Below are 21,752 nucleotides of genomic sequence, written 5' to 3' on the forward strand. Positions count from 1 at the left end.
GTTCGACCGGCTCCCCCGCCTAACGCTACGGGTCGCCTTCGTCGTCTGCCAGGAGCTTTTCCGGGTGATGGAACGTATTGACTCGAGGTTGGCCGTGGTCGAGATGTGGCGGCGGTAGCCACTCGGTGTCGCCGTGGGCGTTCTTGCGGGTCGTCCAGCCACGTTCGGCTAACGGATGATGGCCACCGCAGCCGAGTGTCAGGTCATTGACGTCGGTGTTGCGGCACTGGGCGTACGGCGTGACATGATGGACTTCACAGTAATAGCCGGGCACGTCGCAACCAGGTGCGCTGCAGCCACTGTCCTTGGCGTACAACATAATTCGCTGCGCCGGGGAGGCCAGGCGCTTGGTGTGGTAGAGCGCCAGGGCCTTGCCTCGATCGAATATCGCGAGGTAGTGGTTTGCGTGGCGGGCCAGCCGGATCACATCCGATATGGGCAAGATCGTACCCCCGCCGGTGAGGCCCGCGCCGGCCGCGGCCTCCAAGTCCTTCAGCGTGGTGGTCACGATGATGCTGGCCGGTAATCCGTTGTGCTGGCCCAGATTGCCACTTGTCAACAAACTACGTAATTCGGCGTTGAGCGCGTCGTGGTTCCGCTGTGGGCAGCTGCGGGTGTCTCGCCGCGCCTGCTCCTTCGAGGGCGCGCCGTTCACACACGGTGCCTTCTGCTCGGGGTTGCACATACCCGGGGCGGCCAGCTTGGCCCACACCGCCTCGATAGTGGCGCGCAGCTCGGGGGTCACATATCCGCTGAGCCGCGACATCCCATCGACATCTTGCTTTCCTAACGTCAAGCCGCGGCGGCGGGCGCGGTCCTCGTCGGTGTAGTCGCCATCGGGGTTGAGGCAGTCCATGATCCGCGCGGCCAATTTGGCCAGCTGGTCGGGACGGTACTGGGTGGCCTGCTTAGCCAAGTCCCGTTCGGCCTTCTCCAGGGTCTTGAGGTCTACCCAGGATGGTAGGCGGTGCACGAAAGCACGGATTACTTCAACATGGCCGTCACCAATTAACCCGTGGCGCTGTGCCTTTGCGGTGGCGGTGAGTAGCGGTGGCAGCGGCTCGCCGGTCAGCGCACGGCGCTGGCCAAGGTCGGCGGCCTCGGCCACTCGCCGCTTGGCCTCGCTGCGGGTGATGCGCAACCGGTCGGCCAGCGTCAATCCCAGCTTGCCGCCCAGCTCCTCCTCGGTGGATTGTTCGCCGATCTGATTGATCAACGTGTGTTCGACGCTGGGCAGCTGGCGTCGCGCGGTCTCGCAGTGCTCCAGCAGCGCCAGGCGCTCCGGGGTGGTCAATGCGTCAAAGGTCAGCCCCAGCACGCGGGACAGCGCGGTAGCCAATGACGCGAAGGCCTCCGTGATCTCCTCCCGAGTGGAACACATGACTGAATGCTATGTGCAGGCACCGACAACAATGCTTGCCCAGAGCCTGCTGAAACCACAGTAATATAAGGGGTTTCGTTGTCTGCTGTGGCGTCGGGCGGTCAAACCGATTGCTCGGTCGACGAATAAGGCAAGCTGCTGCCCGCGTTCTCGTCGACCGCGACGCGACCACCGAGATAGGGGAACGCACGTTGGGCGCACGACGTTCGGTTGCAGATCTTGCAGCCCGCCCCGATCGGGACCTCCGTGCTCGGGTCGTCCAGGACGACACCGGTGGAGTAGACGAGTTTATGGGCGTGCGCGAGGTCGCAGCCCAGCCCGACCGCGAAGTTCTTGTGCGGGCCCAGATACCCGAGCCCGTCGGCAGCGGTGGTCTTGGCCACCCAGAAGTACGACCTGCCGTCGGGCATTTGCGCCACCTGGCGGACGATCCTCTCTGGCTGGGCGAACGCGTCGTGGACCACCCACAGCGGGCAGCTGCCGCCGACCCGGCTGAAGTGAAACGCCGTCGCGGACTGTCGCTTTGAGATGTTTCCGGCCTTGTCGGTGCGGACGAAGATGAACGGTATCCCTCGCTGCCGCGGGCGCTGCAGTGTGGAGAGCCGGTGGCAGACGGTTTCGAAGCCCACTCCGAACCGGCGGCCCAGCAGGTCGATGTCATAGCGTAACTGCTCTGCGGCACGGTGGAATTCGCGGTAGGGGAGCAGGAAGGCGCCGGCGAAGTAGTTGGCCAGTCCGATGCGCGCGACGCCGCGGGCTTCGGTGCTGAGCTGGTCATCGGTGGCCACGATCGACGAGATCAGGTCTGACTGGCCCACCAGCGCCAGTTGGGTGGCGATCTGGAAGGCGCGCTGTCCGGGCATCAGCCAGTGGGCGACCCGAAGGACCTTGGTGTCGGGGTGGTAGCGGCGCTTGGCGGTGTCGGGCAGATTGTCATCGATCACCACCGAGATGCCGAACCGGTCCCGCATCAGCTCGGCCAGCTGGATGTCCAATCCGCCGGTCCGCATCCCGCTTTCGGTAAACATCCGCTCCGCCGCCATGTCCAGGTCGTGGATGTAGTTGTTGCGGTCGTAGAAGAAGTCGCGGACCTCCTCGAACGGCATCGGCCGCGCGGGCGGTAGCTCGGTTTCGGCGGTCGCACGAGATCGGTAGCCCTCTAGTTCCTCGGTGGCGGCGCGCAACCGGCGGTGCACGGCAACCAGGCTGTGGCCGACCTCGGGCATCCGGGCGACGAATTCTTCGATCTGGGCGCCGCTGACCGCGTGCTCGACGCCGATGTCGGTGAAGACGTCGGACAGGTCGGCCACCAACCGTGCGTCGGAATCCGAGGAGAAATACTGCGCCGACAGGTCAAACCGCTCGGTAAGCAGAAGCAGCACGGGCACGGTGATGGGCCGCTGGTCATTCTCCAACTGGTTGACATAGCTTGTGGATAAGTCCAGGGCCTTGGCCAGCGCCACCTGGGTGAGCCCGCGCTCTTGACGTAACCGCCGCAGGCGGGCACCGGAAAACGTCCTCGAATACGTCCTAGCCACCGGTAAGACATTACTCCGCGTCATGTTCGCAAAATTTGCAAAATGTGCCGGATCAGGACACAAAAGTACGCTTTTTCAGGGTCTTTTGTTGGTGTCCTGTGCTGCGTATGGTGCGGATTATGTTGATGCATGCGGTCCGGGCGTGGCGCAGCGCCGACGATTTCCCGTGCACCGAGCACATGGCCTACAAGATCGCCCAGGTGGCTGCCGATCCGGTTGACGTCGACCCGGAGGTAGCGGACATGGTGTGCAACCGCATCATCGACAACGCTGCGGTGAGCGCCGCATCAATGGTGCGCAGACCGGTCACCGTGGCCCGCCACCAGGCACTGGCGCATCCGGTGCGACACGGGGCGAAGGTATTTGGCGTCGAGGGCAGCTACTCGGCGGACTGGGCGGCCTGGGCCAACGGCGTCGCCGCGCGTGAACTTGACTTTCACGACACGTTTCTGGCCGCCGACTATTCGCACCCGGCGGACAACATACCCCCACTGGTGGCGGTCGCCCAGCAGCTCGGCGTGTGCGGCGCGGAGCTGATCCGCGGTCTGGTAACCGCCTATGAGATCCACATCGACCTAACCCGCGGAATCTGCTTGCACGAGCACAAGATCGACCATGTCGCCCACCTGGGCCCGGCGGTGGCCGCCGGCATCGGGACCATGCTGCGGCTCGACCAAGAGACCATCTACCACGCGATCGGCCAGGCCCTGCATCTGACCACCAGCACCCGTCAATCCCGCAAGGGCGCCATCTCCAGCTGGAAGGCGTTCGCGCCGGCGCATGCCGGCAAGGTCGGCATCGAGGCGGTCGATCGGGCGATGCGCGGCGAGGGCTCACCGGCTCCGATCTGGGAGGGCGAGGACGGGGTGATCGCCTGGCTGCTGGCCGGACCCGAGCACACCTACCGGGTGCCGTTGCCCGCACCTGGTGAACCCAAGCGCGCCATTCTGGACAGCTACACCAAGCAACACTCCGCGGAGTACCAGAGCCAGGCGCCGATCGACCTGGCCTGCCGGCTACGTGAGCGTATCGGCGATCTCGACCAGATCGCGTCGATCGTGCTGCACACCAGCCACCACACCCATGTAGTGATCGGAACGGGATCCGGCGATCCGCAGAAGTTCGACCCGGACGCGTCACGCGAAACCCTCGACCACTCGCTGCCCTACATCTTCGCCGTGGCACTGCAGGACGGCTGCTGGCACCACGAGCGCTCCTACGCGCCCGAGCGGGCGCGCCGTTCCGACACGGTGGCACTGTGGCACAAGATTTCCACCGTCGAGGATCCCGAGTGGACCCGCCGCTATCACTGCGCCGATCCGGCCAAAAAGGCGTTCGGGGCGCGCGCGGAGGTGACGCTGCACAGCGGTGAAGTGATCGTGGACGAACTGGCGGTGGCCGACGCCCATCCGCTGGGCACCCGGCCGTTCGAGCGCAAGCAGTACGTAGAGAAGTTCACCGAGCTCGCCGATGGTGTAGTGGAACCCGTTGAACAGCAACGGTTCCTGGCCGTAGTAGAGAGTCTCGCCGATCTCGAGAGCGGTGCCGTGGGTGGGCTGAACGTGTTGGTCGATCCGCGGGTGCTGGACAAAGCGCCGGTGATTCCACCAGGAATCTTTCGATGACCGGGCCGCTCGCGGCGGCCAGGTCCGTCGCTGCCACGAAATCGATGACCGCGCCCACCGTTGATGAGCGGCCCGACATCAAAAAGGGCCTCGCCGGCGTGGTGGTGGACACCACCGCCATCTCCAAGGTGGTGCCGCAGACCAATTCGTTGACCTACCGGGGATATCCGGTCCAGGATCTGGCAGCCCGCTGCAGTTTCGAGCAGGTCGCCTTCCTGCTGTGGCGTGGTGAGTTGCCCACCGATGCCGAGCTGGCGTTGTTCAGCCAGCGCGAACGAGCCAGCCGTCGGGTGGACCGCTCGATGCTGTCATTGCTGGCCAAGCTGCCGGACAACTGCCACCCGATGGACGTGGTGCGCACCGCGATCAGCTATCTCGGTGCCGAGGACCCGGACGAGGACGACGCCGCGGCCAACCGGGCCAAGGCGATGCGCATGATGGCGGTGTTGCCGACGATCGTGGCGATCGACATGCGGCGCCGACGCGGGTTGCCCCCGATCGCACCGCACAGCGGGCTCGGTTATGCGCAGAACTTCCTGCACATGTGCTTCGGGGAGGTACCCGAAACCGCCGTCGTGTCGGCGTTCGAGCAGTCGATGATCCTCTACGCCGAGCACGGATTCAACGCGTCGACGTTCGCCGCCCGGGTGGTGACCTCGACCCAATCCGACATCTACAGCGCGGTGACCGGCGCGATCGGCGCCCTCAAGGGGCGGCTACACGGCGGCGCCAACGAAGCCGTCATGCACGACATGATCGAGATCGGCGATCCGGCCAACGCGCGGGAGTGGTTGCGCGCCAAGCTCGCCCGCAAGGAAAAGATCATGGGCTTCGGGCATCGGGTGTACCGGCACGGCGACTCCCGGGTGCCGACCATGAAACGGGCGCTGGAGCGCGTGGGGACCGTTCGCGACGGCCAGCGATGGCTGGACATCTACCAGGTGTTAGCGGCCGAGATGGCGTCGGCCACCGGGATCTTGCCCAACCTCGATTTTCCGACCGGGCCCGCGTACTACCTGATGGGATTCGACATCGCCAGCTTCACCCCGATCTTCGTGATGAGTAGGATCACCGGCTGGACCGCACACATCATGGAACAGGCCACGGCCAACGCGCTGATCCGGCCGCTGAGCGCATATTGCGGGCACGAGCAGCGGGTGTTACCGGGCACCTTCTAGTCTTATGGGCCATGGGATTTCTCCAGCCCCGACTTCCCGACATCGACCTGGCCGAATGGAGCCAGGGCTCCCGCAGCCAGAAGATCCGGCCGATGGCCCAGCATTGGGCCGAGGTGGGTTTTGGCACTCCGGTGCTGCTGCACCTGTTTTACGTCGCCAAGATCCTGTTGTACGTCCTTGTCGGCTGGCTGATCGTGTTGACCACCAAGGGGATTGATGGATTCACCGATGCGGCAGCGTGGTACGCCGAGCCGATCGTGTTCGAGAAGGTCGTGCTCTACACCATGCTGTTCGAGGTGATAGGGCTGGGCTGCGGCTTTGGGCCGCTGAACAACCGATTCTTCCCGCCGATGGGCTCGATCCTGTACTGGATGAGGTTCGGCACCATCCGGCTGCCGCCGTGGCCGGATCGAGTGCCGTGGACCCGCGGCACCAAGCGCAAGCCGGTGGACGTTGCCCTCTACGCACTGCTGGTGATGATGTTGCTGTCGGCGCTGTTCACCGATGGCGCCGGCCCCATACCGGAGCTGGGCACCACGGTCGGGCTGCTGCCCGCCTGGCAGATCGTGCTGATCCTGCTGCTTCTCGGTGTGCTGGGCCTGCGCGACAAGGTGATCTTCCTGGCCGCCCGCGGCGAGGTCTACGCGACGCTGACGGTGACGTTTTTGTTCGGCCGCTTGAACGGTATAGACATGATCGTGGCCGCCAAACTGGTGTTCCTGGTGATCTGGATCGGTGCGGCGACATCGAAACTCAACCGGCACTTCCCTTTTGTGATCTCCACGATGATGTCCAACAACCCGCTGTTTCGGCCGCGGTTCATCAAGCGGATGTTTTTCAAGAAGTTCCCCGGCGACCTGCGGCCCGGGCTGTTGTCGCGGATTGTCGCCCACGTCAGCACTGTTATCGAGATGTGTGTGCCCGTGGTGTTGTTCGTTGCGCACGGCGGCTGGCCGACGGTGGTGGCCGCGACGATCATGGTCTGCTTTCACCTGGGGATTCTGACGGCCATCCCGATGGGGGTGCCGCTGGAGTGGAACGTGTTCATGATCTTCGGCGTCCTGTCGCTGTTCGTCGGCCACGCCTGCCTCGGGTTAGCGGACGTGAAAAACCCGGTGCCGCTGGCGATCCTGATCGCCGTTGTCGCGGGAATCGTCATTGCGGGCAACGTGTTTCCCCGCAAGATCTCGTTTCTAGCCGCCATGCGCTATTACGCCGGCAACTGGGATACCACGCTGTGGTGCATCAAGCCCTCCGCGGAGGACAAGATCAACCGGGGCATCGTCGCGATCGCCAGCATGCCGGCCGCTCAGCTGGAGCGCTTCTACGGCAAGGACCGAGCCCAGATCCCGATGTATCTGGGATACGCGTTTCGTGCGATGAACTCCCATGGCAGGGCGCTATTTACGCTGGCGCATCGGGCGATGGCCGGCCATGACGAAGACGACTACGTCATCACCGACGGCGAACGGGTCTGCAGCACTGCCGTCGGCTGGAACTTCGGCGACGGCCACCTGCACAACGAGCAACTGATCGCGGCGATGCAACAGCGGTGCGGCTTCCAACCCGGTGAGGTGCGGGTGGTGCTGCTCGACGCGCAGCCCATCCATCGGCAAACCCAGGAGTACCGGTTGGTAGACGCGGCGACCGGGGAGTTCGAGCGCGGCTATGTCCGGGTGGCCGACATGGTGAACCGGCAGCCCTGGGACGACGACGTGCCGGTCCACGTGCTGCCGGGCTAGCTGCTCGTCAGCTAGCCCGCGCGCACCTCCCGGGCGGCGGCGACCATGTTGTGCAGCGACGCGGTCACCTCGTCGACATTGCGGGTCTTCAGTCCGCAGTCGGGGTTGACCCACAGCCGCTCGGCCGGCACCGCGCGCAACGCGGCCCGCAACGAGTCGGCCATCTCCTCAGCGGAGGGCACCCGTGGCGAGTGAATGTCATAGACGCCCGGGCCCACACCGTTGGCGAAGCCGATCGCGTTCAGGTCGTCGAGCACCTCCATGTGTGACCGGGCCGCCTCGATGGACGTGACGTCCGCGTCCAGATCGGCGATCGCGCCGATCACCTCGCCGAACTCCGAGTAGCACAGATGCGTGTGGATCTGGGTGGCGTCCGAGACGCCGGAGGTGGCCAACCGGAAAGCCCCTACCGCCCAACGCAAGTACTCGGCCTGGTCGGCGCGACGCAGCGGCAGCAGTTCACGCAGCGCAGGCTCGTCGACCTGGATGACCGCGATGCCGGCGGACTGCAAATCCACGGTCTCGTCGCGAATCGCCAGCGCCACCTGGTTGGCGGTATCGGCCAACGGCTGGTCGTCACGCACGAACGACCACGCCAGAATCGTCACCGGCCCGGTCAACATGCCCTTCACCGGTTTGTCGGTCAGCGACTGCGCGTAGGTGATCCACTCGACCGTCATCGCCCGCGGCCGGGACACGTCGCCGTACAGGATCGGCGGACGCACACAGCGGCTGCCGTAGGACTGCACCCAGCCGTTCTGGGTAGCGAAGAAACCCGCCAATTGCTCGGCGAAGTACTGCACCATGTCGTTGCGCTCCGGTTCGCCGTGCACCAGCACGTCGAGCCCGAGCCGCTCCTGTAGCGCGATCACCTCGGTGATCTCTTGCCGCATCCGGCGCACGTACTCGGCCTCGTCGATCTCACCGGCCCGCAGCGCCGCACGCGCAACGCGGATCGCCGAGGTCTGCGGGTAGGAGCCGATCGTCGTGGTCGGCAGCGGCGGCAGGTGCAGTCGCGCGTCTTGGCTGGCGCGGCGCTGGGCGGCATTGCCGCGGTGGGCTCCGGACGCGACGATCGCCTCGATGCGCGCCCGGATTTGCCCATTGTGTAACCGCGGGTCGCGCTTGCGGGACGCGATGGCGGCGCGGGACGACGCGATCTCGTCGGCGACCGCGTCGTGTCCGTCGCGCAGGGCACGCGCGAGAACGACGACTTCGCGCACCTTTTCGGCACCGAACGCCAGCCAGCTCCGCAACGCGTCATCCAGGTCGGTTTCCGGTTCCAGCGAGTACGGCACGTGCAGTGTCGAGCACGACGTCGAGACGGCCACGGTAGCCGCCGAACCCAGCAGGGTCGCCAACGTGCCCAACGCCGCCTCCAGGTCGGTGCGCCAGACGTTGCGCCCGTCGACGACCCCGGCCACCAGCGTCTTGCCGGCCAGCTCGGGTACCCCGGCCACCGAGGTGTCGGCACCGGCCACCAGGTCGACGCCGATGGCTTCGACCGGGGTGCGAGCCAGCGCCGGTAGGGCCGCGCCCGGGTCCCCGAAGTAGGTGGCGACATAGATCGCAGGCCGGTTGCTCACCGAGCACAGCGCGGTGTACACCGCTTCAGCCAGGGCGGGCGCGTCGGGGGAGAGGTCGGTCACCAGCGCCGGCTCGTCGAACTGCACCCACTGGGCGCCGCCGTCGGCAAGCAGCGACAGCAGCTCCGAATAGACCGGAACCAACTCTTCGAGGCGTTCGATCGGCGCCCCCGCGCCGTCGACGGCCTTGCTCAGCAGCAGGAAGGTGATCGGCCCGATGATCACCGGACGTGCGGGAATGCCTTGCCCTAACGCCTCTTTGAGTTCGGCGAGCACCTTGCCGGGGTGCAGCGTGAACGTGGTCGACGGCCCGATCTCGGGTACCAGGTAGTGGTAGTTGGTGTCGAACCACTTCGTCATCTCCAGCGGCGCGATCTGGTCGGTGCCCCGCGCCGCGGCGAAATAGCGGTCCAGCCCGTCGGAAACCGGGCTCACTCGGGGCGGCAGCGCGCCGAGCAGCACCGCGGTATCGAGCATTTGGTCGTAGTAGGAGAAGGTGTTCACCGGCACCGAGTCCAGACCGGCCGCGGCCAGGGCCGACCAGGTGTCGCGGCGTAACGTGGCGGCGACGGCCTCCAGCTCGGATCGGCTGGTACGTCCGGCCCAGTAGCCTTCGGTGGCGCGCTTGAGTTCGCGGCGCGGGCCGATGCGCGGGGAGCCGGTGATGGTTGCGGTAAAGGGTTGACGACGTACAGGCTGGGTCACGTGCTGTCCTTCGATCGACGGGTGGTTCACCGCCCGCGGACGCGCAGCCGATCCGATTGAGGTGCACACCGATGCACCCGGCAACAGGCACGGCCAAACGCCCATTCCACGAGGCGATGAGCCGCCGGGCGCGGCGCGTCCGGCACGGCTGGCAGGTCTTCGGACTCGCAGGCTCGCACCCGGTGGGTGCTCCTACTGGCCGTCGCTTCCCAGTCGTTGAGACCAGTGCTTGTCTACTTCCAAGACGGCGGTCGTTCCTGCATACCGCTGCGGGACAGTCCCGGATTCTCACCAGGTTCCCTCTCGCGAAGCATCGTTGCCCCGCTCGATGCCGACGCCCTTTCGGACGCCAGCAGACCAGCTGCGTGGTCAAGGCTACTCCGGTGACATCGGCCGGCATGGCCCGGCCGGCGGCAAAATCGCTCGGCGCCGGATGTCCTCATCGGGCCCGCCGCGATCGTCATGTGGGTGAGATTCGGGATAGGCCCGGACCATGATGGGTCAACAGGCCGCAATACGCCGCACTCACCTGCACCAGAGACGTCGACTGGTCGGCCCCCGAGCAGGCCGCTGACATGGCCGCCTACCAGAAGTTCGGGCAGGAGCACGCCGCCGCGATCCGTGGCGGCGCCGTGCTGCACCCGACGGCCACCGCCACGACGGTCCGGGTAACCGGCGCCCGCGGCGGCGACGTCGTCACCGGCGACGGTCCGTACGAGGCGGCCGACCTGGACGAGCAAGGGCCATTCCCGATGGAGACGGTCTACCTGTGGGAGGACGGCCCGAACGGTACGACGAGGATGACGCTGTAAAACCGTGGTGAGCCTTCCCGCTTCGCGGGAATCGCCGCACCCGCCATGACGGTGGCGGTCAGGCGGGCCAACGCGAAGGATCTCGCGCGGCGCAGGCTGCTGGAATCCGGGGGCTAACCGTCGAAGAACCCGGACTGGTCATTACCGGCGTTGAACCCGCCTGAGCTGTTGTCGCCGGAGTTGGCCACCCCGGAGGTGGTGGTGAAGGCGGCGTTGGTGGCCGAGTTTCCGATGCCGGTGTTGTTGAAGCCGGTGTTGAACAGGCCCGTGTTAAAGCCGGTTCCCGAGTTGCTGATGCCCACGTGCTGGCCGCCGCCGGAATTGAGCAGACCCGAGTGACCGATGAAGAAGGCGCCGGTGTTGGTGTTCTGGAAGCCGGAGTTCGCGTCGCCGGAGTTATTGAAGCCCGAGTTGCCGGTGCCGATGTTGCCGAAGCCGGAGTTCATCACCGGTTGGTCCACCGGGCTGCCGAACCCGGTGTTCAGGTCTCCGGAGTGGAAGCCGCCAGTGTTGATATCGCCCGAGTTGGCCCAGCCGGTATTGAAGTCGCCCGAGTTCAAGTCTCCGGTATTCAAGGTGCCCGAGTTGAAGCTGCCCGTGTTGTAGGCACCCGAGTTGCCGACACCCATGTTCTCAAATCCCGAGTTGCCGAACCCGAAGTTGTTGTTGCCTGCGTTCCCGAAACCGAAGTTGCCGCTGCCCGCGTTCCCGAAGCCGGTGTTGGTGAAGCCCGCGTTCCCGAAACCGGTGTTGGTGTCACCGGAGTTGAAGAAGCCGAAGTTGCTGTCGCCGGAGTTGAAGAAGCCGATGTTGTTGTTGCCGGAGTTGAACAAGCCGATGTTGTTGTTCCCGGAGTTGCCGAAGCCGAGGTTGCCGATGCCGGAGTTCAGTGCGCCGATGCCGATCATGTTGTCGCCGGTGAGCCCGATACCGATGTTGTTGTTGCCGAGATTCGCAATGCCCAGGTTGTTGTTGCCGAGATTCGCAATGCCCAGGTTGTTGTTGCCGAGATTCGCAAAGCCCACGTTGGGAGAGCCGTGATTTGCGCTGCCCACGTTGAAGGAACCGGCGTTGGCGGTGCCGAAGTTGAAGCTGCCGACGTTCCCGCTGCCCCGGTTGCCATCGCCGATATTCCCCAGGCCGAAGTTACCGTTGCCGTCGTTGCCGCTGCCCAGGTTGAGGTTGCCGAGGTTCCCGCTACCGAAGTTGGTGTTGGCGGTGTTGCCGCTGCCAAAGTTGAAGAAACCGGTATTGCCGCTGCCCAGGTTGGCCTGGCCCGTGTTTCCGCTGCCTAGGTTTGCGTTGCCGGTATTGCCGTTGCCTAGGTTGTAGTCGCCGATGTTGCCGATGCTGAAGATGTTGCCGATGCCGGTGTTGCCGATACCCAATGCCGGGATGGCCAGGGCAGCGGGGCCGGAGGCCAGTGCGGGCGCCGTCGGGTTGGGCAGGGCGCGCACCGCCTGTGCCCACGGGGCCAGCTGGGCGGCCACCGCCGAGGCCCCGCTGTGGTAGCTCACCATGGCCGCGACATCGGCGGCCCACAATTGTTCGTAGGCTGCCTCGGTCGCCGCGATCGCCGGGGCGTTTTGGCCGAACAGGTTTGATAGCACCAGCGACACCAGCTGGTGGCGGTTGGCGGCGACCAGCAGTGGATCCACGGTGGCCGCCCGCGCGGCTTCATACACCGCCGCGGCCGCCTTGGCCTGTGCGGCCGCGCTTAGCGCGCGTGTTGCTGCCGTGCTTAGCCAGCTGGCATAGGGGGCTGCCGCGGCGGCCATCGCCGTCGCCGCCGGACCTTGCCAGGCGGTGTCGGCCAGCGCTGCGGTGGCCGACGAAAACGAGTTCGCCGCTTGGCCTAACTCGGCGGCCAGCCCGTCCCAGGCCGCCGCGGCGGCCAGCGTCGGGCCTGAGCCCGCACCGGCAAACATCAACGCGGAATTGACCTCGGGAGGCAACACCAGAAAACTCATCACGCCATCCCTTCCGCAGCTGGACGTGCCCGGGCCATCCCCTCCCGTGACCACAAACCTCCGCTGGCTGAATACGCACAGCCCGATCCTCCCGGCGCGAAGCAGCGCCGCGGTCCCGCCTGCTTGACCCCAGATTCCATGGCGCGCCTCCCACCACCAACACTGGGCCGATCGCTCGACACCTCATGCAGCTTGGCAATCAAAACACTATGAGATTCGCAGGGCGGCCTCAGCGTTTTCGCCAAAGCGCTTACCCCCTGTTCAACCCCAACAGCGCGATCGCGCTTGGCCACCCATTCGGCGGCTCGGGGGCACGGTTGATGACTACAGTGCTACACCACATGCCGGACAAGGGAATTCGCTACGGCTTACAGACGATGTGCGAGGGCCGCGGCCAAGCCAATGCCACCATTGTGGAGTTGCTGTGACAGCGACCGATAGCCAGCCGGCGGCGTTGTCGAGTACCGCGACAATGTCATGGTCATTACGATCAATCGGCCGGAAGCCCGCAATGCGGTCAATGGTGCCGTCAGCATCGTGGTTGGAGACGCGCTGGAAGAAGCGCACGACAACCCCGATGTGCGGGCCGTGGTGATCACCGGCGCCGGCGACAAGTCGCTTTGCGCCGGTGCCGACCTCAAGGCGATCGCACGCCGGGAGAACCCGTACCACCCGCATCACGGCGAGTGGGGCATCGCCGGTTACAGGCACCATTTCATCGACAAGCCGACCAGCGCCGCGGTCAGTGGCACGGCCTTGGACGACGGTGCCGAGCCAGCGCTGGCCAGCGACCTGGTGGTGGCCGACGAGCACACCTAATTCGGGTTTGCCGGAGGTCAAACGCGGGCTGATCGCCGCCGCCGGGGGTGTACCGGTGAGCCGCTGACCGCATCCGACGACTGGGAGTGGGGCCTGATCAACCGGGTCGTCAAGGAGGGTTCGGTCGTCGAGGCCGCCCTCACCTGGCCGTGCGGGTGACCGTCAACGCGTCGCTGTCGGTGCAGGCCAGCAAGCGGATCGCCTGTGGTGTCGATGACGGGGTCGTCGTCGACGAAGGGACTCCGCACCCAGCGCGAGATGGGTTCCCTGATGAGATCGCAGGACCTCGGGCGTTCGCCGAGAAACAGGAACCGGTGTGGCGGGCCCGCTGCATCGTCTCGGCGCCTTGGATGGGCTTGGCGGGCGTACCGTCAGCCAGCACTGTCGCATTGCCAACGTTTGTGGGACTTATCCCGATGCCGGGGCGCAGTGTCGCGCTGAGGTGGGCACAACGAGCATCCTTCCCGGGAGAACCAATGTGGCGGATGTGACAACGCGCCGACAACACCAGATCCTGGGCTGTCTCAGTACGCCAGGATGTTCACCCCGTACCGGAATGCCGTGGGCAGAAGTGCGCACAGCGGCACGATGGCACGGCGTGCCGCGCGTGGCGTACTGGCCAGCACCAACCCGCGGGTGACTAGCCGGTAATCACGAGTGATCCGGTGCCACGCGGCCTCATACGACGCCGGTGTGTCGTCGACGATGGCGCTCACCGCCGCGGCGGCCTGCTTGACGGCAAGGCTGATGCCTTCGCCGGTTAGGGCATCTTCGTACCCGGCCGCGTCACCGACCAAAAGCACCCGCCCCGCGACGCGCCGGGAGACCACCTGGCGCAAGGGACCGCAGCCACGTGCGTGTCCGCGGCTCGCGTCTTGCAGATGGTGTGCAAGGCTGGGAAACCAGGCAAGTTCGGGTCGTTGGCGGGACAAGATCGCGACGCCGACCAGATCCGGTTCCACCGGAGTCACATAAGCCTCACCCCAACGGGACCAATGCACTTCGACGAAGTCCGACCACACCGGCAGCCGGTAATGCCAGCGCACCCCGTATCGCCGTGGTGTCCCGGCGGTGGCTTTGATCCCGACGGCGCGCCGGACGGCCGAATGCAGTCCATCGGCTGCCACCAACCATTTCGCGCGAACGCCGGCGGCGGTCACACCATGTGCGTCTTGCTGAATAGTGGCTACCCGCGACCGGATCCATTCAGTGTCTTGCTCTTTGGCTCGTGCCGCCAGTGCCGCATGCAGCGTGGTGCGTCGCACGCCCCGCCCCGGCCCGGTGCGAAACCGCGCCTGCACCCGACGATGTTCACCAACGTAGGCAATCCCATGAAAGGGCAGACCGACCGGGTCCACGCCTAGCGAGGTCAATTCGGCCAGGCCACCGGGCATCAGCCCCTCGCCGCACGCCTTGTCGATGGGATTCTCGCGAGGCTCGGCCACGATCACCGAAAGTCCACGCGCGCGTGCGTGCAATGCCGTGGCGAGTCCGCCGGGGCCGCCGCCGACGACCAACAGGTCGGTGTCGTAGCTGGTCATATGTAGCCCAGAACGGAGTTCTCCACCCGCAGACGAACGGTCAGCAAGGTCGCATTGGCCAGGGTGAAAACCAGTGCGGTCAACCACGCCGTGTGCACCAGTGGCAACGCGAACCCTTCGGCCACCACCGCAACATAATTCGGATGCCGCATCCACCGGTAGGGGCCCCGCCGCACCAACGTGGCGTGCGGCAACACGATTACCCGGGTGTTCCACCGCTTGCCCAGCGATTTGACGCACCACCAGCGCAGGCCCTGGCTTGCCACCACTACGGCCAGCATCGGCCAGCCGAGCCACGGTATGAAAGGCCGGTGCAAGGCCCACGGTTCGACGACGCAGCCCAGCAGTAGGGCGGTGTGCAGGATAACCATCACCACATAGTGTGGGCGGCCAAACTCTTTGCCGCCCTGCGCGAAAGACCACCGCGCGTTACGCTGGGCCACCACCAGCTCCGCCAGCCGTTCGAAGACGACCGCCAGGATCAGCAGGTAGTACACGGCCCTACCACCTAAGAAGCACCGACTCGGAGGAAAAACCCGGGCCTATGCACACTATCCTGGCGGGACCGGCGATGCAGCCCAGCCCGAACGGTGGAATAGCTCCCCCTGCGATCGACTCCATATTGTCAGCCACGTTACTGGCGCCGGATGGGTTCAGATTCTGGCGAGTGGGACCGCCATTGCCGGGCCGTTCCACGGCCCGTATCGTCGCCGCGCTGTGCTGGATTGCGCGGCTTCTCCTCGGGCCGTTCCACGGCCCGTATCGTCGCCGCGCTAGGTTGGACGCTGTGCGGATCGTGGTGAGCAGTGCCACCAGAAATGCGGGTTCGTACACCTGTGTCAGCACCGGCAGCGCTGGATGCCGCGAGATTACACCGCCCCTCGCTGGGCCCACGCCTGGGCCGGTGAACCCCGGCCCGCCCGCTGGCACCCTGCGAACCAGCCTGCACATCCTGACCACTCCAACCGCGAAAGTCCGGCCTGCATGAGCCAATCCACCACTCCATACCGCAGCAGCGTGCTTGCCGAGTTTCGTCGTGCGATCACCAATGTCGCTGTGCCCCATCATGAACCGCCGGGAATCGTGCGCCGCCGCCGTGTGGTCGTCGGCGTCACGTTGGTTATCGGCGCTGTGATGCTGGGCTTTTCGCTGAGGCGGACGCCCGGCGAGTCGAGCTTTTACTGGCTGACGCTCGCGCTGGCAGCCGTGTGGATCGCCGGCGCACTGATGTCTGGACCGCTGCATCTGGGTGGCATCTGTTGGCGCGGTCGCAATCAGCGTCCGGTCATCACCGGGACCACTGTCGGGCTGCTGCTAGCAGGCATCTTCGGGGTGGGTGCAATGATCGTCAGGGCAATTCCTGGCGCAGCTGAACCGATAGCCCGCGTCCTGCAATTCGCCCATCAGGGAACTCTGCTGCCGATCCTGCTGATCACCTTGATTAACGGCATCGCCGAGGAGATGTTCTTTCGCGGTGCGCTCTACACCGCGCTGGGACGACGCTATCCGGTGACCATCTCAACCGTCCTGTACGTCGGCGCCACCATGGCCAGCGCGAATCTGATGCTCGGCTTCGCAGCGATCTTCGTCGGTACGGTGTGTGCGTTGGAGCGCCGGGCCAGCGGTGGAGTGCTGGCACCGATCTTGACCCACTTCGTGTGGGGCCTGATCATGGTGTTCGCGCTGCCCCCGCTGTTCGCGGTCTGACGCGCGTTCAGGAACCGGTGAAGTTGGGGGTGCGGCGTTGCAGGAACGCCGCTGCGCCCTCGGCGAAGTCGTGTGTTCGCAGCAGGACTTCCTGTCCATCCAATTCGCGCGCGAACGTGGGTTCCAATTCGGTGAGGGCGGCTGCATTGATGGCGTTTTTGGCCTGGGCGAACGCCAGCGCCGGGCCGGCCAGCAACCGTGAAATCACCTTGTCCACCTCGGCCTCGAAGTCGCTGTCCGGATATACCGCGCTGATCAGGCCCCAGGCCAGTGCCTCGCGGGCCGGCAGTTGCTCGGCCAGCAGCGCCAGCCGCATCGCCCGGATCCGGCCGGTGGCCGCGGCGACTAACGCCGATGCGCCGCCGTCGGGCATCAACGCTACCTTGGTGTTGGCGAGCATGAAAAATGCACTATCAGAAGCCAATATGAAGTCACACGCCAGCGCTAGCGAGACAGCGACGCCGACCGCTGGTCCTTGAACGACAGCTACAACCGGGTGCGGTAGCGCGGCCACGGCGCGTACTGCGCGGTTGGCCTCTTCGACGATGGCGGTCGGCGGCCCTCCGCCCCACACATCGTCCACAGACATAGACACTCCGGAGCTGAAACCGCGGCCCACCCCGCCTAGGCGCACCACCTTGACCACGGGATCGGCCGCCGCGCGCTCCAGCGTGTCGGCGATCCCCGTCAGGATTGGCACGGTCAGCGAGTTGAGACTGCTAGGGCGGTTGATGCGCACCGACAACACTCTGTCGGTCAGGGTGACGTTGAGGCCTGTGACCGGCGTTAATGCGGCAATCCCGGAATCTGGCATGTGCAGCATCCTAAATGAGGGCCAGCTACACAGAGTGGTTAATGATGCTCCGCAAACATGCCCAACCAGCAGTTGGAGTAATCGGTGAGTACACGGGCATCGACGCGGCCCAGTCGCGGGACCGCTAGCGGGCCGAGAGCGCTCAACGGCCGGTGAACATGGGGGTCCGGCGCTGCTGGAATGCCGTTGCGCCCTCGGCGAAGTCGTCAGTACGCAGGAGGAGGGCCTGGCCATCCAATTCGCGCAGGAGAGTGGGTGCCAACTCGGTGAGCGTGGCCGCATTGATCGCGTTCTTCGTCTTGGCGATAGCCAGCGCTGGGCCGGCCAACAGCCGTGAGATCAACTTGTCCACCTCGGCATCGAAGTCGGCGGCCGGATAGACGGCGCTGACCAGGCCCCAGGACAAGGCCTCGGCGGCCGGCACCCGGTCCGGCAGCAGCGCCATATGCATGGCGCGGATGCGGCCGATCGCGGCCTGAACCAACGCCGACGCGCCGCCGTCGGGCATCAACCCCACGTTGGTGTGAGCGAGCATGAAAAACGCATTGTCGGAGGCCAATACGAGGTCACAAGCGAGCGCCAGGGAGACGCCACAGCCGACGGTTGGTCCCTGCACGACGGCAACGACCGGTTGTGGTAGTGCCACAATGGCACGCACCGTGCGGTTGGCCTCCGCGACGGTGTCGGTAGGCGGGCCACTGGCCCACACATCGTCAACGCTGATTGCCCCTCCGGAGCTGAAGCCGCGACCGGCGCCCCCGAGGCGCACCACCTTCACCCGTGGGTCGGTGGCCGCGCCCTCGATCGCGTCGGCCATCCCTGCCAGCACCGGCTTGGTCAGCGAGTTGAGACTCTCCGGGCGATCGATGGTCACCGACAGCACCCCGTCGGCCAGGGTGACGGCGAGACCCGGGACAATTGTCCGAGTGTCGATCCGGTAGTTCGACATGTGGTTAACACTAATCGACGACGCCGTCACCGAGCTGCGGCGACATGATCTTCGTCGATACGCCGTCGAGGGCGTCAATGGGAGACGAAAGGCCGGTACATTCATGGCGGGTCCGCTGAGCGGGTTGCGAGTTGTCGAGCTGGCGGGCATCGGGCCGGGCCCGCACGCAGCGATGATCCTGGGGGACCTCGGTGCCGACGTGGTGCGCATCGATCGCCCGTCAAGTGTCGACGGTATTTCGAGAGACGCCATGTTGCGTAACCGGCGTATCGTGACCGCCGACCTGAAGTCCGATCAGGGACTCGAGCTTGCGCTCAAACTCATCGCCAAGGCCGACGTGTTGATCGAGGGTTACCGTCCCGGCGTCACCGAACGGCTGGGATTGGGTCCGGAAGAATGTGCGAAGGTCAACGACCGGCTGATCTACGCGCGGATGACCGGCTGGGGCCAAACCGGCCCGCGTAGTCAGCAGGCCGGTCACGACATCAACTACATCTCGCTGAACGGCATTTTGCACGCCATTGGCCGGGGCGACGAGCGACCGGTGCCGCCGCTGAACCTGGTTGGTGACTTCGGCGGCGGCTCGATGTTCCTGCTGGTCGGCATCCTGGCCGCGCTATGGGAGCGGCAGAGCTCCGGCAAGGGCCAGGTCGTCGATGCGGCGATGGTCGACGGGTCCAGCGTGCTGATTCAGATGATGTGGGCGATGCGAGCGACGGGCATGTGGACCGACACAAGAGGGGCCAACATGCTCGACGGCGGGGCACCCTACTACGACACCTACGAATGCGCCGACGGCCGCTACGTCGCTGTCGGCGCCATTGAGCCGCAGTTCTATGCGGCCATGCTGGCCGGATTGGGTCTAGACGCCGCCGAGCTGCCCCCGCAAAACGACCGCGCCCGTTGGCCCGAACTGCGGGCGCTGCTGACCGAAGCGTTCGCGAGCCACGACCGTGACCATTGGGGCGCGGTGTTCGCCAATTCCGATGCCTGTGTGACGCCGGTGCTGGCGTTCGGTGAGGTGCACAACGAGCCGCACATCATCGAGCGAAACACCTTTTATGAAGCCAACGGCGGATGGCAACCCATGCCGGCTCCGCGGTTCTCCCGCACCGCTTCGAGCCAGCCACGCCCGCCGGCCGCCACGATCGACATCGAGGCAGTGCTCACCGACTGGGACGGATAGGAAGGATTCGTATGAAGACCAAAGACGCCGTAGCCGTTGTCACCGGTGGCGCCTCAGGCCTGGGTCTGGCCACCACCAAGCGGCTATTGGACGCTGGGGCACAGGTGGTCGTCGTGGACCTCCGCGGCGACGACGTGGTTGGCGGGCTCGGCGATCGCGCGCGTTTTGCGCAAGCCGACGTCACCGACGAAGCCGCCGTCAGCAACGCGCTAGAGCTGGCGGATTCGCTCGGCCCGGTGCGGGTCGTCGTCAACTGCGCCGGCACCGGCAACGCGATTCGCGTACTGAGTCGCGACGGCGTGTTCCCGCTGGCCGCGTTCCGCAAGATCGTGGACATCAACCTAGTCGGCACCTTCAACGTGCTGCGACTGGGCGCCGAGCGGATCGCCAAGACCGAACCGATTGGGGAAGAGCGCGGCGTCATCATTAACACCGCCTCGGTGGCGGCATTCGACGGTCAGATCGGCCAGGCCGCCTACTCGGCGTCCAAGGGCGGCGTAGTTGGCATGACCCTGCCGATCGCCCGCGATCTGGCCAGCAAGCTGATCCGGGTGGTCACCATTGCGCCGGGTCTGTTCGACACCCCGCTGCTGGCTTCATTGCCGGCGGAGGCCAAGGCCTCACTGGGCCAACAGGTGCCGCATCCCTCGCGGCTGGGCAACCCCGACGAGTACGGGGCGCTAGTTCTGCACATCATCGAAAACCCGATGCTTAACGGCGAGGTCATCCGTCTGGACGGCGCCATCCGCATGGCGCCGCGCTAAGCCGCACCAAAAGAAAGACCCCCGCGTTGCGGGGGACCGGAATCGGGAACAAGAACTTACCGACGAAACCATCGGCTGACGGCTGGTTCGGCCATGAGGAGCCGTGCAAGCATGCCCATGGTGTCGCTCAGCTCGCGGTGGGCAGCGGGTGCAAGTCTTCGAGCTGCTCGGAGGTGTCGCCCTCTACCAGCATGTCGCCGTGGTAGAGAGCCTCGAAGTCAGCCTTGATGACGTCGGCACTCGAGTCGTCGATCCACATGACAGCGAGCCTAAAAGCCGCCATTAAGGAATTAGTGAGTCACGATTCGGAAAACAGTGGCAATTCCTACCGGTCGGTAGGGTGCTGCGCCGGCATGGTGGCCGGCATCGCGGGCATGCGGCAGGTGAACCACTCGAGCGCCCGCATCCGTATCTATGGCAGGCGTTGTTTGACAGTTGTAACTTATCGCAGATAAGTCATCGCGGATTTGGTGCGGGTCCGCGCGACCAGCACCGGCTGCGGAGGAAACGCAACATGCTGCAGAGGATCGCTCGGCTCGCCATCGCTGCGCCGCGCCGAATCATCGGGTTTGCGGTCTTCGTCTTCATCGCCGCAGCGGTCTTCGGTGTTCCGGTGGCTGACAGCCTGTCGCCCGGGGGTTTCCAAGATCCGCGATCGGAGTCGGCACGGGCAATCGAGGTGTTGACCGACAAGTTCGGCCAGAGCGGTCAGAAAATGCTGATCGTGGTTACGGCAGCCGCGGGCGCCGACAGCCCACCTGCCCGCGAGGTCGGGACTGACATCGTCGAGGTGCTGCGGCGGTCGCCGTTGGTTTACAACGTGACCTCGCCGTGGACTGTGCCACCGACTGCCGCCGCCGACCTGCTCAGCACCGACGGAAAATCGGGGTTGATCGTCGTCAACGTCAAAGGCGGCGAAAACGACGCGCAGAACCACGCCCAAACCCTGTCAGACGAAGTCGCCCATGACCGCGACGGCGTCACCGTCCGTGCCGGCGGCTCGGCGATGGAGTACGCCCAGATCAATCGGCAGAACAAAGACGACCTGCTGGTGATGGAGTTGATCGCGATTCCGCTGAGCTTCCTGGTGCTGATCTGGGTGTTCGGTGGGCTGTTGGCCGCCGGGCTGCCGATGGCCCAGGCCGTACTGGCCGTTGTGGGATCGATGGCCGTATTGCGACTCGTTACGTTTGCCACCGAGGTGTCGACCTTCGCGCTCAACCTGAGTACAGCGTTGGGCCTCGCGTTGGCTATCGACTACACGCTGCTCATCGTCAGTCGCTATCGCGACGAGCTCGCCGAGGGCAGTGATCGAGACGAAGCACTGATCCGGACCATGGCGCTTCGGGGCGCACGGTGTTGTTTTCGGCGGTCACCGTGGCGCTGTCGATGTCGGCGACTGCGCTGTTCCCGATGTACTTTCTGAAGTCGTTCG

Annotated in this window: 17 protein-coding genes and 1 other annotated feature; of the genes, 9 read left to right on the forward strand and 8 right to left on the reverse strand. The window is 65.5% G+C overall.

Annotated features, from left to right (window positions below; genetic code table 11):
* Window positions 1-25 precede the first annotated feature (25 nt).
* On the reverse strand, window positions 26-1,381 hold the full coding sequence (locus Rv1128c) for a hypothetical protein (protein ID NP_215644.1): 1,356 nt from the start codon (window positions 1,379-1,381) through the stop codon (window positions 26-28).
* Window positions 30-1,354: a repeat region (REP-3, len: 1325 nt. REP22G8, member of REP13E12 family.), on the forward strand. (Overlaps the previous gene by 1,325 nt.)
* A 101-nt stretch (window positions 1,382-1,482) precedes the next feature.
* A complete protein-coding gene (locus tag Rv1129c) occupies window positions 1,483-2,943 on the reverse strand; it encodes a transcriptional regulator (RefSeq protein ID NP_215645.1) in 1,461 nt (486 codons plus the stop codon).
* A 20-nt stretch (window positions 2,944-2,963) separates the two neighbouring features.
* Here Rv1129c and prpD point away from each other — a divergent pair, with 20 nt between their 5' ends.
* The 3 genes from prpD to Rv1132 are packed head-to-tail and all read left to right on the forward strand — an operon-like array spanning window position 2,964 to window position 7,464.
* On the forward strand, window positions 2,964-4,544 hold the full coding sequence (gene prpD / locus Rv1130) for a 2-methylcitrate dehydratase (protein NP_215646.1): 1,581 nt from the start codon (window positions 2,964-2,966) through the stop codon (window positions 4,542-4,544).
* A complete protein-coding gene (gene prpC / locus Rv1131; protein NP_215647.1) occupies window positions 4,541-5,722 on the forward strand; it encodes a methylcitrate synthase PrpC in 1,182 nt (393 codons plus the stop codon). The genes prpD and prpC overlap by 4 nt, the downstream gene beginning before the upstream one ends.
* 11 nt (window positions 5,723-5,733) lie before the next feature.
* On the forward strand, window positions 5,734-7,464 hold the full coding sequence (locus Rv1132) for a hypothetical protein (RefSeq protein NP_215648.1): 1,731 nt from the start codon (window positions 5,734-5,736) through the stop codon (window positions 7,462-7,464).
* 11 nt (window positions 7,465-7,475) lie between these two features.
* Here Rv1132 and metE read toward each other — a convergent pair whose 3' ends face one another.
* Window positions 7,476-9,755 (reverse strand): 5-methyltetrahydropteroyltriglutamate--homocysteine methyltransferase, encoded by a 2,280-nt coding sequence (gene metE, locus Rv1133c; protein NP_215649.1) that lies wholly within the window; start codon window positions 9,753-9,755, stop codon window positions 7,476-7,478.
* Between the two features lie 575 nt (window positions 9,756-10,330).
* Between metE and Rv1134 the strand changes: the two genes are divergently transcribed.
* Window positions 10,331-10,567 (forward strand): hypothetical protein, encoded by a 237-nt coding sequence (locus Rv1134; RefSeq protein ID NP_215650.1) that lies wholly within the window; start codon window positions 10,331-10,333, stop codon window positions 10,565-10,567.
* A 113-nt stretch (window positions 10,568-10,680) separates the two neighbouring features.
* Here Rv1134 and PPE16 read toward each other — a convergent pair whose 3' ends face one another.
* Entirely contained in the window at window positions 10,681-12,537 is a 1,857-nt protein-coding gene (PPE16, locus tag Rv1135c) for a PPE family protein PPE16 (protein ID YP_177790.1), read from the reverse strand.
* A 905-nt stretch (window positions 12,538-13,442) separates the two neighbouring features.
* On the opposite strand from PPE16, the gene Rv1138a reads away from it, so the two are divergent.
* Window positions 13,443-13,847, forward strand: a complete 405-nt coding sequence (locus Rv1138a) for a hypothetical protein (RefSeq protein YP_009030030.1) — start codon at window positions 13,443-13,445, stop codon at window positions 13,845-13,847.
* Window positions 13,848-13,880: 33 nt separating this feature from the next.
* On the opposite strand, the gene Rv1138c is transcribed toward Rv1138a, so the two are convergent.
* Both Rv1138c and Rv1139c read right to left on the reverse strand, forming a co-directional pair.
* Entirely contained in the window at window positions 13,881-14,897 is a 1,017-nt protein-coding gene (locus Rv1138c) for an oxidoreductase (RefSeq protein NP_215654.1), read from the reverse strand.
* A complete protein-coding gene (locus tag Rv1139c; RefSeq protein NP_215655.1) occupies window positions 14,894-15,394 on the reverse strand; it encodes a hypothetical protein in 501 nt (166 codons plus the stop codon). The genes Rv1138c and Rv1139c overlap by 4 nt, the downstream gene beginning before the upstream one ends.
* Window positions 15,395-15,755: 361 nt before the next feature.
* Between Rv1139c and Rv1140 the strand changes: the two genes are divergently transcribed.
* Complete coding sequence (locus tag Rv1140) at window positions 15,756-16,604, forward strand: integral membrane protein (RefSeq protein ID NP_215656.1); 849 nt, start codon at window positions 15,756-15,758, stop codon at window positions 16,602-16,604.
* A 7-nt stretch (window positions 16,605-16,611) separates the two neighbouring features.
* On the opposite strand, the gene echA11 is transcribed toward Rv1140, so the two are convergent.
* Window positions 16,612-17,418: an enoyl-CoA hydratase EchA11 gene (echA11, locus tag Rv1141c; protein NP_215657.1), complete on the reverse strand. Its 807-nt coding sequence runs from the start codon at window positions 17,416-17,418 to the stop codon at window positions 16,612-16,614.
* Window positions 17,419-17,560: 142 nt separating this feature from the next.
* The gene (echA10, locus tag Rv1142c; RefSeq protein ID NP_215658.1) at window positions 17,561-18,367 is read right to left on the reverse strand and encodes an enoyl-CoA hydratase EchA10; all 807 of its coding nucleotides are present in this window, start codon (window positions 18,365-18,367) and stop codon (window positions 17,561-17,563) included.
* Between the two features lie 103 nt (window positions 18,368-18,470).
* Here echA10 and mcr point away from each other — a divergent pair, with 103 nt between their 5' ends.
* From mcr to Rv1145, 3 genes are all read left to right on the forward strand, one after another.
* Window positions 18,471-19,553 carry an alpha-methylacyl-CoA racemase gene (gene mcr / locus Rv1143; protein ID NP_215659.1) on the forward strand — a complete coding sequence of 361 codons (1,083 nt, stop codon included), beginning with the start codon at window positions 18,471-18,473 and terminating at the stop codon, window positions 19,551-19,553.
* Window positions 19,554-19,564: 11 nt separating this feature from the next.
* Window positions 19,565-20,317, forward strand: coding sequence for an oxidoreductase (locus Rv1144; RefSeq protein ID NP_215660.1), 753 nt, complete (start codon window positions 19,565-19,567; stop codon window positions 20,315-20,317).
* Between the two features lie 514 nt (window positions 20,318-20,831).
* Entirely contained in the window at window positions 20,832-21,743 is a 912-nt protein-coding gene (locus Rv1145; protein ID NP_215661.1) for a transmembrane transport protein, read from the forward strand.
* Window positions 21,744-21,752 lie beyond the last annotated feature (9 nt).

Origin of the sequence: Mycobacterium tuberculosis H37Rv (assembly GCF_000195955.2) — a bacterium.
In the GTDB taxonomy this organism is placed as follows: domain Bacteria; phylum Actinomycetota; class Actinomycetes; order Mycobacteriales; family Mycobacteriaceae; genus Mycobacterium; species Mycobacterium tuberculosis.

Excerpts from the sequence above, each read along its gene's own strand:
- Rv1128c (NP_215644.1), bottom strand. The coding sequence starts at position 1,381 with ATGTGTTCCACTCGGGAGGAGATCACGGAGGCCTTCGCGTCATTGGCT.
- Rv1129c (NP_215645.1), bottom strand. The coding sequence starts at position 2,943 with ATGACGCGGAGTAATGTCTTACCGGTGGCTAGGACGTATTCGAGGACG.
- prpC (NP_215647.1), top strand. The coding sequence starts at position 4,541 with ATGACCGGGCCGCTCGCGGCGGCCAGGTCCGTCGCTGCCACGAAATCG.
- Rv1132 (NP_215648.1), top strand. The coding sequence starts at position 5,734 with ATGGGATTTCTCCAGCCCCGACTTCCCGACATCGACCTGGCCGAATGG.
- Rv1134 (NP_215650.1), top strand. The coding sequence starts at position 10,331 with ATGGCCGCCTACCAGAAGTTCGGGCAGGAGCACGCCGCCGCGATCCGT.
- PPE16 (YP_177790.1), bottom strand. The coding sequence starts at position 12,537 with ATGAGTTTTCTGGTGTTGCCTCCCGAGGTCAATTCCGCGTTGATGTTT.
- Rv1138c (NP_215654.1), bottom strand. The coding sequence starts at position 14,897 with ATGACCAGCTACGACACCGACCTGTTGGTCGTCGGCGGCGGCCCCGGC.
- Rv1140 (NP_215656.1), top strand. The coding sequence starts at position 15,756 with ATGCCGCGAGATTACACCGCCCCTCGCTGGGCCCACGCCTGGGCCGGT.
- echA11 (NP_215657.1), bottom strand. The coding sequence starts at position 17,418 with ATGCCAGATTCCGGGATTGCCGCATTAACGCCGGTCACAGGCCTCAAC.
- echA10 (NP_215658.1), bottom strand. The coding sequence starts at position 18,367 with ATGTCGAACTACCGGATCGACACTCGGACAATTGTCCCGGGTCTCGCC.
- mcr (NP_215659.1), top strand. The coding sequence starts at position 18,471 with ATGGCGGGTCCGCTGAGCGGGTTGCGAGTTGTCGAGCTGGCGGGCATC.
- Rv1144 (NP_215660.1), top strand. The coding sequence starts at position 19,565 with ATGAAGACCAAAGACGCCGTAGCCGTTGTCACCGGTGGCGCCTCAGGC.
- Rv1145 (NP_215661.1), top strand. The coding sequence starts at position 20,832 with ATGCTGCAGAGGATCGCTCGGCTCGCCATCGCTGCGCCGCGCCGAATC.